This is a genomic window from Stenotrophomonas maltophilia group sp. Smal32 (genome assembly GCF_030237085.1).
Classification (GTDB): domain Bacteria; phylum Pseudomonadota; class Gammaproteobacteria; order Xanthomonadales; family Xanthomonadaceae; genus Stenotrophomonas; species Stenotrophomonas maltophilia_Q.
Genome location: NZ_JASJSI010000116.1, coordinates 1 through 12,705, shown reverse-complemented (window position 1 = coordinate 12,705; position 12,705 = coordinate 1). Strand labels below are relative to the sequence as shown.

Sequence of the window (12,705 nt, the reverse complement as noted above, 5' to 3'; positions counted from 1 at the left end):
GGTGGTAGCTGCATCAGACCACAGGCGGGCGGGAGAGGTTCCCGCGCCACGATCCTGTAGAGCCGAGCCTACGCTCGGCTGCTTGTCGAGCGTCGGTTTGGGTCAGCCGAGCGTGGGCTCGGCTCTACAGGAAGGGTTACGCAGGTTTTACGCGCGGGGCCGGCCAAGGGCATCGCACCTTTACGGCCGCCGCGCGCATCGTGTGCCCACCGCGCCGCAGGGCGCATTCCGCAAGGTGTTGTATGACCCTCCTGGTGATCCGCCACGCGTCTTCGTCGGCGCCGCGTCCGCAGCTGCCGGCGCAGCTGGCCGGCCATCGCGTGCTGTGCAGCGATTGCGCCAGCCTGTCCGAAGTACGCCAGTGCCTGTGCCAGCCGCAGGCGCGTTCGGCCGACTGGGTGCTGCTGGATGTCGGCGTGGCCGACGAAGCGCAATGGCAGGCCGAGGGCGGTGCGTTGCAGGCGGCGCTGGAACGTCTGCCGGCGCAGTACATCGAGCTGCAGTCGCCCAGCGAGCTTGGCCTGGATGCGCGCCTGCGCCTGCAGCATGGCCCCGCCGCAGTGGTGATCGACCAGCGCAGCCAGCAGGCCGGCTATCCGCTGTCGCTGGCCATTGTCGGTCGCCGCCTGGCGCAGGAGGGCTGAGCCATGTCGATCTTCATCATCCGTGGCCCGGAAGCCGCCGGTGCGTTGATCCGTACCGCCATGCCGCTGCCGGCGCCGGTGCTGAAGTCGCTGGTGCATCGTGCGATCGACGCCGGCACCAGCGTGGCGATCCGTGCCTGTGGTTCGGAACAGGAACTGCTGGATGCACTGCGCGTGGCCGACCACAGCCGCGGCGAGGTGACGCTGCTCGATCCGGGCGCGTGCGCCAACAGCCTGCGCCTGCAGCGTCTGCTGCCCTATCTGCACAACGCGTACGTGGAAGTGCATGACGACGGCGCGGTGGCCGAGCCGTGCCTGCCGGCTGGTGTCGGCCATCGACTGGGCATTGCTGCAGGGTATGGCGCGCAGAGCTATGTGCTGGCGCTGGACATCGCGCTGGATCACCTGGGGCTGGCCGAGCAGGCCAATCGGGTGCACGTGGGGACGTAAACCGCTGGTGTAGCGTCGAGCCATGCTCGACTGGCTTTTCCGCCTTTGTAGAGCCGAGCCCATGCTCGGCTGCCTTTCCAGGAAACATCAGCCGAGCACGGGCTCGGCTCTACAGAAAGAAAAACGGCGGGGTTTCCCCCGCCGTTTTTTGTTTCTTACTTCAGCCCGCGGAACTTCAGCAGCGGTTCCACCGACGGGTCCTTGCCGCGGAAATCGCGGTACAGGGTCGACAGCTCCACGCTGTTGCCGCGCGAGAGGATCTTGTCGCGGAATTCCTGGCCGTTGGCCGCCGTCAGGCCACCGTGTTCGGTGAACCACTGGTAGGCGTCATGATCCAGCACTTCGGCCCAGAAGTAGGCGTAGTAGCCGGCCGAGTAACCGCCACCCCAGATGTGGTCGAAGTAGGTGGTGCGGTAACGCGGCGGCACCTGCGGCAGATCGACCTTGAACTTCTTCAGCGCGCTGGCTTCAAAGGCACCGACATCCTGCAGCGGCGCGTCGGCCTTCTGCGTGTGCCAGGCCAGGTCCAGCAGTGCGGCCGACAGGTACTCGGTGGTCGCATAGCCCTGGTTGAAGCTGCGTGCCTTGAGGATCTTGTCGACCAGTTCCTGCGGCATCGCCTCGCCGGTCTTGTAGTGCTTGGCGTAGTTGGCGAACACCTTCGGGTCCAGTGCCCAGTGCTCGTTGAACTGCGACGGGAACTCGACGAAGTCGCGCGAGGTGGCGGTGCCGGCGATCGACGGGTACTTCACGTTCGAGAACATGCCATGCAGTGCGTGGCCGAACTCATGGAACATGGTGGTGACGTCGTCGAAGCTGATCAGCGCAGGCTGGCCGGCGGCCGGCTTGGTGAAGTTGCAGACGTTGTAGACCACCGGCTTGGCACCGGTCAGGCCGTCCTGTTCGACGAACACGTCCATCCAGGCGCCACCGGACTTGCTGTCACGCTTGAAGTAGTCGGTGTAGAACAGGGCCAGCGAGGTGCCGTCCTTGTCGAACACTTCGTACACCTTCATGTCCGGGTTGTAGGTCGGAATGTCGGTGCGCGGCTTGAAGGTGATGCCGTACAGCTGGGTGGCGGCGTAGAAGACGCCGTTCTGCAGCACGTTGTCCAGTTCGAAGTACGGCTTGACCTGCGACTCGTCCAGATCGTACTTGGCCTTGCGCACCTGCTCGGCGTAGAAGTCCCAGTCCGAGGCGGCGACCTGGAAGCCGCCCTTCTGCGCGTCGATCACCTTCTGGATCTCGCCGGCTTCGGCACGGGCCTTGGCAGTGGCGGCCGGCACGGTGTCGGTCAGCAGCTTCAGCGCGGCGGCCGGGGTCTTGGCCATCTGGTCGCCCAGCTGGTAGTCGGCGAAGGTGTCGAAGCCAAGCAGCTTGGCCTTCTGCGCACGCAGCTGGGCCAGGCGCTGCACGGTCTGCCGGGTGTCGTTGGCATCGCCGCGCTCGGCGCGGGTTTCCGAGGCCTTCAGCACAGCGGCGCGCTGGTCGCGGTCGCTCAGCGAGCCGAGCACCGGCTGCTGGGTGGTGTTCTGCAGCGGCAGCAGGAACTTGCCATCCAGCTTGCGGTCCTTGGCGGCGGCCGCAGCATTGTTGATCGCGTCCTCGTCCAGGCCGGCCAGCTTTGCCTTGTCGTCGATAACCACGGCCGCAGCGGCGGTCGCCGCCACCAGACGGGTGTGGAACTGGGTGGAGAGGGTGGTCTCTTCCACGTTGAGCTTGCGCAGCGAGGCCTTGTCGGCGTCGGACAGCTGCGCACCCGCACGCACCAGGCCGTCGTAGTAATGCTCGACCAGGCGCTTCTGCACCGGATCCAGTTCCAGCGTGTCGCGCTGGTCATAGATCGACTTCACGCGAGCGAACAGCTTCGGGTCGAGATTGATCTCGTCCTGGTGCGCAGCCAGCTTCGGCGCCACTTCTTCCTGGATCTTCTGGCGCGCGTCGTTGGTATCGGCCTGGACCAGGCCGAAGAAGATGCGCGACACGCGGGTCAGCGTCTCGCCGCTGCGCTCCATCGCCACGATGGTGTTGTCGAAGGTGGCCGGCTCACTACTGTCGGCGATCTTGCGCACGTCGGCCAGGTGCTGGCGCATGCCTTCCTCGAAGGCCGGCAGGTAGTCGCTGTCCTTGATCTTGTCGAACTGCGGCGCCTGGAACGGCAGCGTGCTGGCGCTCAGCAGCGGATTGGTGGAGGCTTCGGCCGGCTGCTGGGCCGGGGCTTTCTGGGCATCGGACACGGGGGTGGACTCCTTGCCGGAACAGGCCGCCAGCGCCAGGCTGATGGCGGCGGCCAGGACTACGGTACGCGACATGTAAAACGCTCCTTGGGCAGATGGTATGGAATACCAGCCCTCCACCCTACTCCTGTCGCGCTCGCCCGGCATGTGCCGGACGTGGCGTCTATGCGGCGGCCTGTGGCCGGCTCAGACCGTGCCGCGGGTCTTGCCGATCCACGGCCGGTAGAACTCGCGGATGGCGGCCATGTCGGCGGCGTCATCGCCGCTGGGCGTGAACAGCGGGCCGATGCCGATGGTCTTTTCCGGATAGTGGAAATACGCGGCCAGGATCGGTACGTCGGCCATCCGGGCGATCTTCAGGAAGCCGGCCTTCCAGTCCTTCACCGCCTTGCGGGTGCCCTCGGGCGTGATGGCGAACCACATCTTCTCGTTGTTGCGCAGCAGATCCACCGCCTGCCCGACCGTGCCCTGCGGCGAGCTGCGATCCAGCGGGATCACGCCCAGCTTGTGCAGCAGCGGCCCCAGCGGCCACCAGAACAACGAGGCCTTGCCCAGCACCTTCACCTTCATGCCCAGCGCGATCTTGGCCGCCATGCCCCACAGGCCGTCCCAGTTGGAGGAGTGCGGGGCGATGATGAACACCAGCCGCGGGATGTCAGGCAGGGTGCCGGTCACCTTCCAGCCGCCCATGCGCAGGGTGCAGCGCGCCAGCCAGCGCAGGAAGGCGTTGGGTTTGACCTGTGGCATCTGCGGCGGCACGGCCGGCAGCAACGAAGTCGGCTTGTTCAAGCAATCACTCCCAGTCACGTGATGAGCGCCCGCGCTTGATCTGCGCGCGCCCGCGTTTGGCGTCCAGACGACGCAGTTTCGACCCGAGGGTCGGCTTGGTGGCCTTGCGCGGTTTGGGCACGCTCAGCCCGGCCTGGATGAAGGCCGCCAGCCGCTCGCGCGCATCCTCGCGATTGCGATCCTGGGTGCGGAAACGTTGCGCGTCGATGACCAGCACGCCTTCGCCGGTCATGCGCCGGTCACGCCGCGCCAGCAGGCGCTCGCGCAACGGGTCGGGCAACGAGGGCGAGTTGGCCACATCGAAACGCAGTTCCACCGCGGTGGAGACCTTGTTGACGTTCTGGCCACCGGCACCGCTGGCGCGCACGAACCGCTCGACGATCTCGCCGTCGGGGATTTCAAGCTGCGCGCTGATGGTGACCGGTCCACTGCCCATCCGCGCATTGTAGCGGCAGCCACGTGTCGGAGTGCGCATCGCGCGCCGTATGCCGCCGATCAGGTACCGAACACGCCGCCTTCGCCTTGGCTGCGGGTATGCTGGCCATCCCATGTACCGCAGGAAGCTTCGCATGACCCGCTCCGCACCCGCCCTGCCATCCCTGCTGCGCCGCGCTGCCCTGTTGCTGGCGCTGGCCGTGGCCAGTGTCCCGGCCCTGGCCGCACCGCCGACCGACGGCGACATCAACCGCCTGCTCTCGGCCTCGCGCGCGCAGAGCATGATCGACACCATGCTGCCGCAGATCGAGGCGATGCAGCAGCAGCAGTTCCAGCAGGTGGCCGCGCAGCGCCAGCTCAACGCCCAGCAGCAGGAACAGCTCAAGCGGATCCAGGCACGGACCAGCCAGACCCTGCGCCAGGCCCTGTCGTGGCAGCAGCTGCGGCCGATGTACGTGGACCTGTACAAGAAAACCTTCAGCAAGGAAGACGTGCTGGCGATGGCCGAGTTCTATGAGAGCGCGGCCGGCCAGAGCCTGCTGGACAAGACCCCGGCGCTGATGCAGAACGTGATGGTAGCGATCCAGGCGCGCATGCAGCCGCTGTTCGCAGACCTGCAGAAGGACCTGGAAGCGATCGTCAACGAGCCGGAAAAGAAATAACGGGGTGCGCCGGGCCACGCCCGGCCGCTGGCTGTAGAGCCGAGCCCACGCTCGGCTTACCGCAGCAGCATCAGGCGTCGTCCACCTGCCAGCCGAACAGGTCCAGCGCCTTCTGGAACCCATGGTCCAGCGGCGCACGTACATCGACCACGCCACCATCAGGATGCGGGAAACGCAGGCGCTCGGCGTGCAGCAGCATGCGGTGCACGCCCTGCATGCGGAAGATGCGGTTGTGGCGGCCATCACCGTGGCTGGTGTCGCCGATCATGTGATGTGACAGGTGCTTGAGGTGCCGGCGGATCTGCCGGAAGCGCCCGGTCTGTGGCTGGCAGCGCAGCAGCGCGTACCGTGAGCTGGTGAACTCGCCGACCGGCACCGGCAGCTCGCCGATGGCCAGGCGCTGGAAATCGGTGATCGCCGGCTTCTTCACCGGCTTGCCCGGGCCACCGTCGAGGTCGTGGTCGACCCGCCAGGACAGTTCGGCCGGCCAGCCGCGGCAGACGGTCAGGTAGTCCTTCAACACCTCGCCGCCCATCAGGGCCTTGCCCAACGCACTGGCGGTATCGCGGTCGAAGGCCAGCAGCAGGCAGCCACTGGTGGCCCGGTCCAGCCGGTGGACCAGGAAGATCGGGCGGCCCAGCTGCTCGCGCAGGCGGTCGGCCAGGAAATCGTCTTCGCCACGGGCCAGCTTGCTGTCGTGGACCATCAGCCCGGCAGGCTTGTTGACCACGGCCAGGCGTTCATCCAGGTTCAGCAGCTGCAGGGGCGCGGTGTCGGTCTCGACCGCGGCGAGGGTCTCGGGTTCGGTGCTCACCGCGGGATTATCGCAGATCGGGGTCAGAACCCTTTTCCTTCGGAAAAGGGTTCTGACCCCGATGCGGGGCGGCACGGCAATCAGCCGTTGCGCACGGCCAGCAGTTCACCATTGCCCACCGGCACCAGGCTGGTGCTGAAGTCCGGATCAGCCTCCAGCAGCGCCCGCAGCGGTTCCATCTCTTCCGCGTGCGAGGTGGCGTTGTCCACCACCAGCAGGCCGCCCGGGCGCAGCACGCGACGCAGCTGCGGCCACCAGCCGGCGTACTGCCCGCGGTCCGAATCGAGGAACAGCAGATCGATGCTGTCCTCACCAGCCTGAGCCAACCACTGCCCGGCATCGCCGTGCACCAGCGTGATGTGCTCGCCCAGACCGCTGCGTGCAAAGTTCGCACGTGCCATCGCCACCTTGTCCCCGGCGAACTCCAGCGTGGTCACGTGGCCGTCGATGGCGGCGGCGGCCTCAGCCAGCCACAGCGTGGAATAGCCGTTGGAGGTGCCGACCTCCAGCACCCGCCGCGCTGCGCCGAAACGCACCAGCACCGCCAGGAATTCGCCCGTATCCGGTGTGATGTTGAGCATGCGGCGGCCGCGTTCGACTTCACGGGCGTCGTTTTCGGCACCAAGCCGGGCCAGTTCATTCTTCAGTTCCGACAGTTCCAGAGCCATTTTCCCACTGAGCTCGCCATGAGGCAGCGTCCATTCTTACCCGAATCCCGAATTTCGTACTAATCCTAGAGCCGCTGCATTTTCACGCTGAGATAGTTCCCGCCTCCTTCACGCGGGGGCAGCATGCCTGGCCGCCGCGAACCCGGCTTCCGCTAGGACACAGCCATGACATTGAACATTCTGGCAATCGGCGCCCATCCAGATGACATCGAACTCGGTTGCGGTGGCAGCCTGGCAAAGCTCGCCCGCGCCGGCTCACGCATCCATGCACTGGTACTCAGCCGCGGCGGCCGCGGCTGCCACGCCGGCATCGATCGCAGCGAGGAATCGCATCGCGCGCTGCGCCGACTCGGGGTGGCCGAGGTGATCCAGAAGGATTTCCCCGACACGCGATTCCCCGCCTGCCGCAACGACATCATCGCGTCGATCGAACAGGCCTGCGCCGTGAACGGACCAGGCCGCGTCTACACGATGTGTGGCGAGGATCATCACCAGGACCATCGCACCGTCCACGAAGCGTCGATCATCGCCTGCCGCCACATTCCGCAGATCCTCTGTTATGAGAGCCCCAGCACCCTGCCGCAGTTCGCGCCACAGGTGTTCGAGGACATCAGCGCGCAGCTGGAGCTGAAGATCCACGCGCTGCGCGAGCATGCCAGCCAGGGCGATCGCCATTACATGCAGGAAAGCCACCTCCGCTGCCATGCGCAGTTCCGTGGTCAGCAGATCGGCATCGGGCCCAGCGAGGGTTTCCTGCCATACCGGTTGGTGCTGTGATGAAGACACTGTTGTTCCTGGCCATGTGCGCCTTCATCCTGGTGCGCATCTGCGTGCAGGTCTCGCGCCGGCCCAGCACCCGCCTGTACAGCATCGACGCGATCGTGCCGGCCTACAACGAAGCCCCGTGCCTGGAGCGCTCGCTGGCCAGCCTGTTGGAAAACCCCTACGTGGCGCGGGTGATCTGCGTCAACGATGGTTCCACCGACAACACGGCTCAAGTGCTTGATGCGCTGCAGGTACGCTGGCCCGGGCGTCTGGTGGCCGTGCACCAGGCCAACACCGGCAAGGGCGGTGCACTGATGCACGGGCTGCAGCACGCGACCGCCAAGCAGGTGTTCCTGACCGATGCAGATACCTATATCGATCCACGCAGCCATGGCCTGGGCCATCTGCTGGACGAGATCGAACGCGGCGCCGATGCAGTTGGCGGCATCCCTTCTTCCAGTCTGCAAGGTGCCGGCTTCCTCCCCCATGTGCGCGCCAGCCTGAAACTGCCGATGATCGTGATCAAGCGCAGCTTCCAGCAATGGCTGGGCGGCGCACCGTTCATCGTCTCCGGTTCGTGTGGCCTGTTCCGCACTTCGGTGCTGCGCAAGGTCGGGTTTTCCGATCGCACCTGCGTGGAAGACCTGGACATGTCCTGGTCACTGGTTGCGCAGGGCTATCGGGTTCGCCAGAGCGTCCGCTGCGTGGTCTACCCGCAGGAATGCAACACGCTGGTGGAGGAGTGGCGGCGATGGCGACGCTGGATCGTCGGCTATGCGGTATGCATGCGCCTGCATCGGCGCCTGTTGCTGACCCGCTTCGGCCTTTTCAGCATCCTGCCGATGATGCTGCTCGCCCTGGCCGGCATCGTCCTGTCGCTGCAGGTATGGTTCGGCGCGGCCCGGCTGCACGGACCCGGTGGCCTTGTACTGTCGGTGATGCCCCTGTTCTGGGTCGGCATCGTCATGCTGCTGGCAGTGATCAGCGCCGTCCACCACCGACGCGCGTGGCTGGTGCCGGCGGCGGCCTTCTCGATGCTGTATGTACTGCTCGCCTACGCGATCTGGCTGCTGCACGGCCTGGCGGGACTTTTCACCGGCCGTGAGCCGGTGCGCGACAAACCGACGAGGTACCCGCATGTGGTGGAATGACCTCGACGCCATGGCAGAGGCGCTGTCGACACTGGCGCCCCGCACTGACCCCAGCGCACGGGTCTCGCCACGGGCCACCCTGCAGGGGGCCGTACGGATCGGTGCCGGCAGTCGCATCTGCGACGGCGCCCATGTCCAGGGTCCTGTGTCGATCGGCCGCGACTGCCTGATCGGCAACAACGCGCTGCTGCGCGGCCCGCTGTGCATCGGTGACGGCACGCGCATCGGCTTTGCCAGTGAACTGAAGAACGCGCGGTTGGGCAGCCAGGTCAGCGTCGGTCCGCAATGCTTCATCGCCGACAGTCGTATCGATGACCGGGTCTATCTCGGCGCTCTGGTGCGCACCAGCAACCACCGCCTCGATGGCGCCGCCGTCAGCGTGCACATCGAAGGCACCGCCATCGACAGCCAACGCGAGAAGCTCGGTGCCTGGATCGGTGAAGGTGCCGCGCTGGGTGTCGGCGTGATCATCCTGCCCGGTCGCATCGTCGCGCCGGGGAGCCAGTTCGGCCCACGTATCACCGTGGAACGAAACCTGCCGCCCGGCCGCTACCGGCTGCTGCAGTCACTGCATTCCCAACCCCTGGAGTAACCCCATGCGATTGATCATCCGTAGCGCACTGCCGTGCGCCCTGCTGCTGGCTGTTTCCAGCGCCCACGCCGGCGTCGACCGTGTCACGGTGCAGCTGGACCATGCCGACTACAGCGATGGCTTCGGCAAGCGTGACGTACAGACCGTGGACGTGGCCGGCCGCAATGGCGACAGCCGCTGGCACCTCGGGCTGGCCCATGGCGAGCGTGACTACGGCAGCAGGCGATTCAGCGGCAACCGCGTGCAGGGCTCGCTGCACCATCGCTGGAGCCCGCGCCTGTCCACCCGCACTGCCGTCACGGCATCCAACGATGATCCCGTGTTCGTCAACCGCCAGGTGAACCAGGACATCCTGTGGAAAGTGGCACCGCAGACCGTACTGAGCGTGGGCGGCAAATACGCCCAGTACCATGCCGGCGCCTACGTGAGCGGGTGGTCGGTGGGTGCCTCGCATTACTTCCCGCGCGTGACCACCTCACTGCGCCACGAGCGGCACCGCCAGTCCAATGGACCGGATGGGCATGGCACCACACTGTCGCTGCGACTGAAGGATGCGCAAGGCCGTGGCTCGACCCAGCTGTGGCTGGGCAGCGGTACGTCCGGCTACACCGCCGAGTCCGATCCGCTGCTGCTGCGCGAGCACGACGCACGGCGTGCCTTCCTGCGCCGCAGCCAGCCGTTGGGTGAGCACCTGGTGCTGGACGTGGGTGTCGGCAAGACCTGGCACAAGACGCGCCTGGACAGCTTCCAGAGCGTGCAGTCGCACCTGGGCCTGGGCTACCACTGGTAAGCCTGTGGTCGATCGGCGGCGCACATTGCCGCCGATCTTCAATCTGCTGGGGTCAGCGCCACCACGCGCGTGCCAGCGCAACGACACCTACCACACCGGACAGCCAGCTCCACATCGGCAGGTCGCCCCAGTACCAGCCCGGCGGCTGCAGCACATACATCAGCGCGGCAATGGCGAGCAGGCCGACACCGGTGATCGCACCCACCGCGCGCTTCTGCAGGCGCTGCAGACTGGCATCGAGCACAACCAGGTCGCGCGAACGCATCGCCAGTTCGTGGCGGCCCTCCACCTGCTGGGTCAACCAGGCGTGCACCAGGCGCGGCATGTCCGGCGCGTGGGTCATGATCTCCGGCAGGCGCTTGCCGATCTCGCGTACCACCCGGCGCGGGCTGTAGCGCTCGCGCAGGATCTTCGCCAGTACCGGCTTGGCCACCGCCCAGATATCGATCTGCGGGTCCAGCTGGCGGCCGACGCCCTCGATGTTCAGCAGGGTCTTCTGCAGCAGGATCAGCTGCGGCTGCAACGTCAGCTGGTAACGCTGCGCCACGCGGAACAGCTTCATCAGCACTTCGGCCAGCGAAATCTGCGACAGCGGCCGGGTGAAGTACGGCTCGCATACCGAGCGCACCGCCGCTTCCAGATCGTCGATGCGTACGTGGTCGGGCATCCAGCGTGCCTGCACGTGCAGTTCGGCGATGCGACGGTAATCCCGGTTGAAGATGGCCATGAAGTTCTCGGCCAGGTAGTACTGATCTTCCTGCGAGAGCTGGCCCATGATGCCGAAGTCCAGCGCGATGAAGCGCGGATTGGCTCGGCGCGCCGGATCGGTGTCGACCCAGATGTTGCCGGCGTGTGCATCGGCATGGAAGAAGTTGTCGCGGAACACCTGGGTGTAGAACACCCGCACACCCTTGGCGGCCAGCGCCTTTCGGTCGATGCCGGCCTTGTCCAGCGCGGCGATGTCGTCGGACGGAATGCCCCACACCCGCTCCAGCGTCAGTGCGCGCTCGGCGGTGTGGCTCCAGATCACTTCCGGCACGTACAGGTCGTCGCTGTTCTCCCAGAAACGACGCAGCACGCTGGCATTGGCGCCCTCGCGCTGCAGGTCCAGTTCGGCGGCCAGGGTGTTCTCGACTTCGGCCACCACTTCGCGCGGGCGGATCTTGTCGGCGCGTGGGTGGGTGCGCTCGACCAGCGCGGCCAGCGAGTTGAGCAGCGCAATGTCGGCGTCGATCTGCTTCTCGATGCCCGGACGCAGCACCTTGACCACCACCTGGCGGCCATCGGCCAGCGTGGCCGCGTGGACCTGCGCGATCGAGGCCGAGGCCAGTGGTTCGGTATCAAAGCTGGCGAACGCTTCGCTGACCGGCAGGCCGAGCGCGTCCTCGACGATGCGGCGCGCGGTCTCGCCATCGAACGGCTTGACCCGGTCCTGCAGCAGGGTCAGCTCGTTGGCCACGTCCGGCGGCACCAGGTCGCGGCGCGTGGACAGGATCTGGCCAAACTTGACGAAGATCGGGCCGAGGTCCTGCAGCGCCAGACGCAGGCGGGCGCCACGCGACTGCGAAGCGATACTGGCCGAGGCGCGCGGCACGAACGGCTTGGCCAGGCGCAGCCAGCGCTCGGCCGGCGTGCCCTGCAACAGGTCGTCGAGACGGTAACGCAGGATCACCCGGCCAATGCGGCTTGCCCGCAGCACGGCCTTCATGCGGCACCCCGCAGCCGCTGTACGCGTGCACCAAGGCGCTCCACGTCATCGCGCAGCACATCCACGTCGTCGTGGAAGGCATCCAGCTCCGCACGTGGCACCACGTCGCGCGATTCCTCGGTGATGAACTCGGCAGCGCTGTGGGCCAGGTCGATGGCACCCTGGCGTGCATGCTGCAGGGCGCTGCGCAGGGTGTTGGCGACCTGCACGCCCAGCACTTCGCCGAACACGCTGACGAAGGGCTGCTGCCAGTCCGGGTCGAAGCCCTTGGCCAGCTGCTGCAGGCGACGCGCCAGCTCGGCATCGCCGGCCACGCGCACACGGCCCTTGCCGTTGTTGTCACCGCGCCGCGCGTTGGCCAGCAGCGGCAGTTGAGCGAGCACGCCGGCCAGGCTGCTGCGCACGGCCAGGTCGGCCTCCTGCGCGTCCACCGGGCCGACCCGCAGTGCATCGCCGTCGACGCTGATGCGCATGGCCAGCGAAGGCGCTTCCAGGGTCAGGTCGATATGCCGGCCGTCGAGGCTGACCAATGCATGGCGGGTATCCGGATCCAGCGCCAGTGCGCGGTTCAGGGCGATCTGCAGGGCGCGGCCAGCGACCGGCTTGAGGGACTTGAGCAGGGAGAGAGCCATGTGCGCATTCTACCTGCGTGGGTGGGGGGCTTGGGCCGGGCTGCCGCCCGGCACCCGCAGAGGCAACGGCAGAGGCAACGGCAACAGCAATAGCCGAAGCAACAGCAACAACCGGCATTCCGTGGGTTGACGGGGTGGGGGGGGGTGGGGGGGGGGGCCGCACCAAGCCCCCGTAATCACGCGGCCCGCAAACCCCCGGGGCCCCCGCCCCCCCCCCGGCCCCCCCCCCCCTGGGCAGGGTTTTGGGGTGTGTTTGGGGGGGTCCCCAAACCCCCCCAACCACCAACACCAAACATAATTAGTAAAAAGACAACAATATAAAAACCATAACACCCTTTATTGATAGTTCAAAAAGACACCAAACCACG

Annotated in this window: 14 protein-coding genes; 7 read left to right on the top strand and 7 right to left on the bottom strand. The window is 66.7% G+C overall.

Going from position 1 to position 12,705, the window contains the following annotated elements:
- Positions 1 to 242 precede the first annotated feature (242 nt).
- Positions 243 to 644: a hypothetical protein gene (locus QRO91_RS19280; protein WP_049429790.1), complete on the top strand. Its 402-nt coding sequence runs from the start codon at positions 243 to 245 to the stop codon at positions 642 to 644.
- A 3-nt stretch (positions 645 to 647) separates the two neighbouring features.
- Positions 648 to 1,094 (top strand): hypothetical protein, encoded by a 447-nt coding sequence (locus tag QRO91_RS19275; protein ID WP_049429791.1) that lies wholly within the window; start codon positions 648 to 650, stop codon positions 1,092 to 1,094.
- 155 nt (positions 1,095 to 1,249) lie between these two features.
- On the opposite strand, the gene dcp is transcribed toward QRO91_RS19275, so the two are convergent.
- The 3 genes from dcp to arfB form a co-directional block, all read right to left on the bottom strand.
- On the bottom strand, positions 1,250 to 3,406 hold the full coding sequence (gene dcp, locus QRO91_RS19270) for a peptidyl-dipeptidase Dcp (protein WP_049429792.1): 2,157 nt from the start codon (positions 3,404 to 3,406) through the stop codon (positions 1,250 to 1,252).
- Positions 3,407 to 3,517: 111 nt separating this feature from the next.
- Positions 3,518 to 4,078, bottom strand: a complete 561-nt coding sequence (locus QRO91_RS19265) for a lysophospholipid acyltransferase family protein (RefSeq protein ID WP_226053502.1) — start codon at positions 4,076 to 4,078, stop codon at positions 3,518 to 3,520.
- Between the two features lie 46 nt (positions 4,079 to 4,124).
- Positions 4,125 to 4,556 carry an alternative ribosome rescue aminoacyl-tRNA hydrolase ArfB gene (arfB, locus tag QRO91_RS19260; RefSeq protein ID WP_049429794.1) on the bottom strand — a complete coding sequence of 144 codons (432 nt, stop codon included), beginning with the start codon at positions 4,554 to 4,556 and terminating at the stop codon, positions 4,125 to 4,127.
- A gap of 133 nt (positions 4,557 to 4,689) precedes the next feature.
- Between arfB and QRO91_RS19255 the strand changes: the two genes are divergently transcribed.
- Positions 4,690 to 5,217, top strand: a complete 528-nt coding sequence (locus QRO91_RS19255) for a DUF2059 domain-containing protein (protein WP_005407643.1) — start codon at positions 4,690 to 4,692, stop codon at positions 5,215 to 5,217.
- 70 nt (positions 5,218 to 5,287) lie between these two features.
- Here QRO91_RS19255 and QRO91_RS19250 read toward each other — a convergent pair whose 3' ends face one another.
- Positions 5,288 to 6,031 (bottom strand): pseudouridine synthase, encoded by a 744-nt coding sequence (locus QRO91_RS19250; protein WP_049429795.1) that lies wholly within the window; start codon positions 6,029 to 6,031, stop codon positions 5,288 to 5,290.
- Positions 6,032 to 6,111: 80 nt separating this feature from the next.
- A complete protein-coding gene (locus tag QRO91_RS19245; protein WP_049429796.1) occupies positions 6,112 to 6,699 on the bottom strand; it encodes an O-methyltransferase in 588 nt (195 codons plus the stop codon).
- A 165-nt stretch (positions 6,700 to 6,864) separates the two neighbouring features.
- On the opposite strand from QRO91_RS19245, the gene QRO91_RS19240 reads away from it, so the two are divergent.
- From QRO91_RS19240 to QRO91_RS19225, 4 genes are read left to right on the top strand one after another with little or no spacing between them, the layout of a single operon-like run.
- Positions 6,865 to 7,476: a PIG-L deacetylase family protein gene (locus QRO91_RS19240; protein WP_049429797.1), complete on the top strand. Its 612-nt coding sequence runs from the start codon at positions 6,865 to 6,867 to the stop codon at positions 7,474 to 7,476.
- Positions 7,476 to 8,615 carry a glycosyltransferase family 2 protein gene (locus QRO91_RS19235; RefSeq protein WP_049429798.1) on the top strand — a complete coding sequence of 380 codons (1,140 nt, stop codon included), beginning with the start codon at positions 7,476 to 7,478 and terminating at the stop codon, positions 8,613 to 8,615. The genes QRO91_RS19240 and QRO91_RS19235 overlap by 1 nt, the downstream gene beginning before the upstream one ends.
- Positions 8,602 to 9,207 (top strand): acetyltransferase, encoded by a 606-nt coding sequence (locus QRO91_RS19230; protein WP_049429799.1) that lies wholly within the window; start codon positions 8,602 to 8,604, stop codon positions 9,205 to 9,207. Before QRO91_RS19235 ends, QRO91_RS19230 begins: the two co-directional genes overlap by 14 nt.
- Before the next feature lie 4 nt (positions 9,208 to 9,211).
- Complete coding sequence (locus tag QRO91_RS19225) at positions 9,212 to 9,997, top strand: YaiO family outer membrane beta-barrel protein (RefSeq protein ID WP_049429800.1); 786 nt, start codon at positions 9,212 to 9,214, stop codon at positions 9,995 to 9,997.
- A 52-nt stretch (positions 9,998 to 10,049) separates the two neighbouring features.
- Here QRO91_RS19225 and ubiB read toward each other — a convergent pair whose 3' ends face one another.
- On the bottom strand, positions 10,050 to 11,705 hold the full coding sequence (ubiB, locus tag QRO91_RS19220; RefSeq protein WP_049429801.1) for a ubiquinone biosynthesis regulatory protein kinase UbiB: 1,656 nt from the start codon (positions 11,703 to 11,705) through the stop codon (positions 10,050 to 10,052).
- Positions 11,702 to 12,337 (bottom strand): SCP2 domain-containing protein, encoded by a 636-nt coding sequence (locus tag QRO91_RS19215; protein ID WP_111113288.1) that lies wholly within the window; start codon positions 12,335 to 12,337, stop codon positions 11,702 to 11,704. Before QRO91_RS19215 ends, ubiB begins: the two co-directional genes overlap by 4 nt.
- Positions 12,338 to 12,705 lie beyond the last annotated feature (368 nt).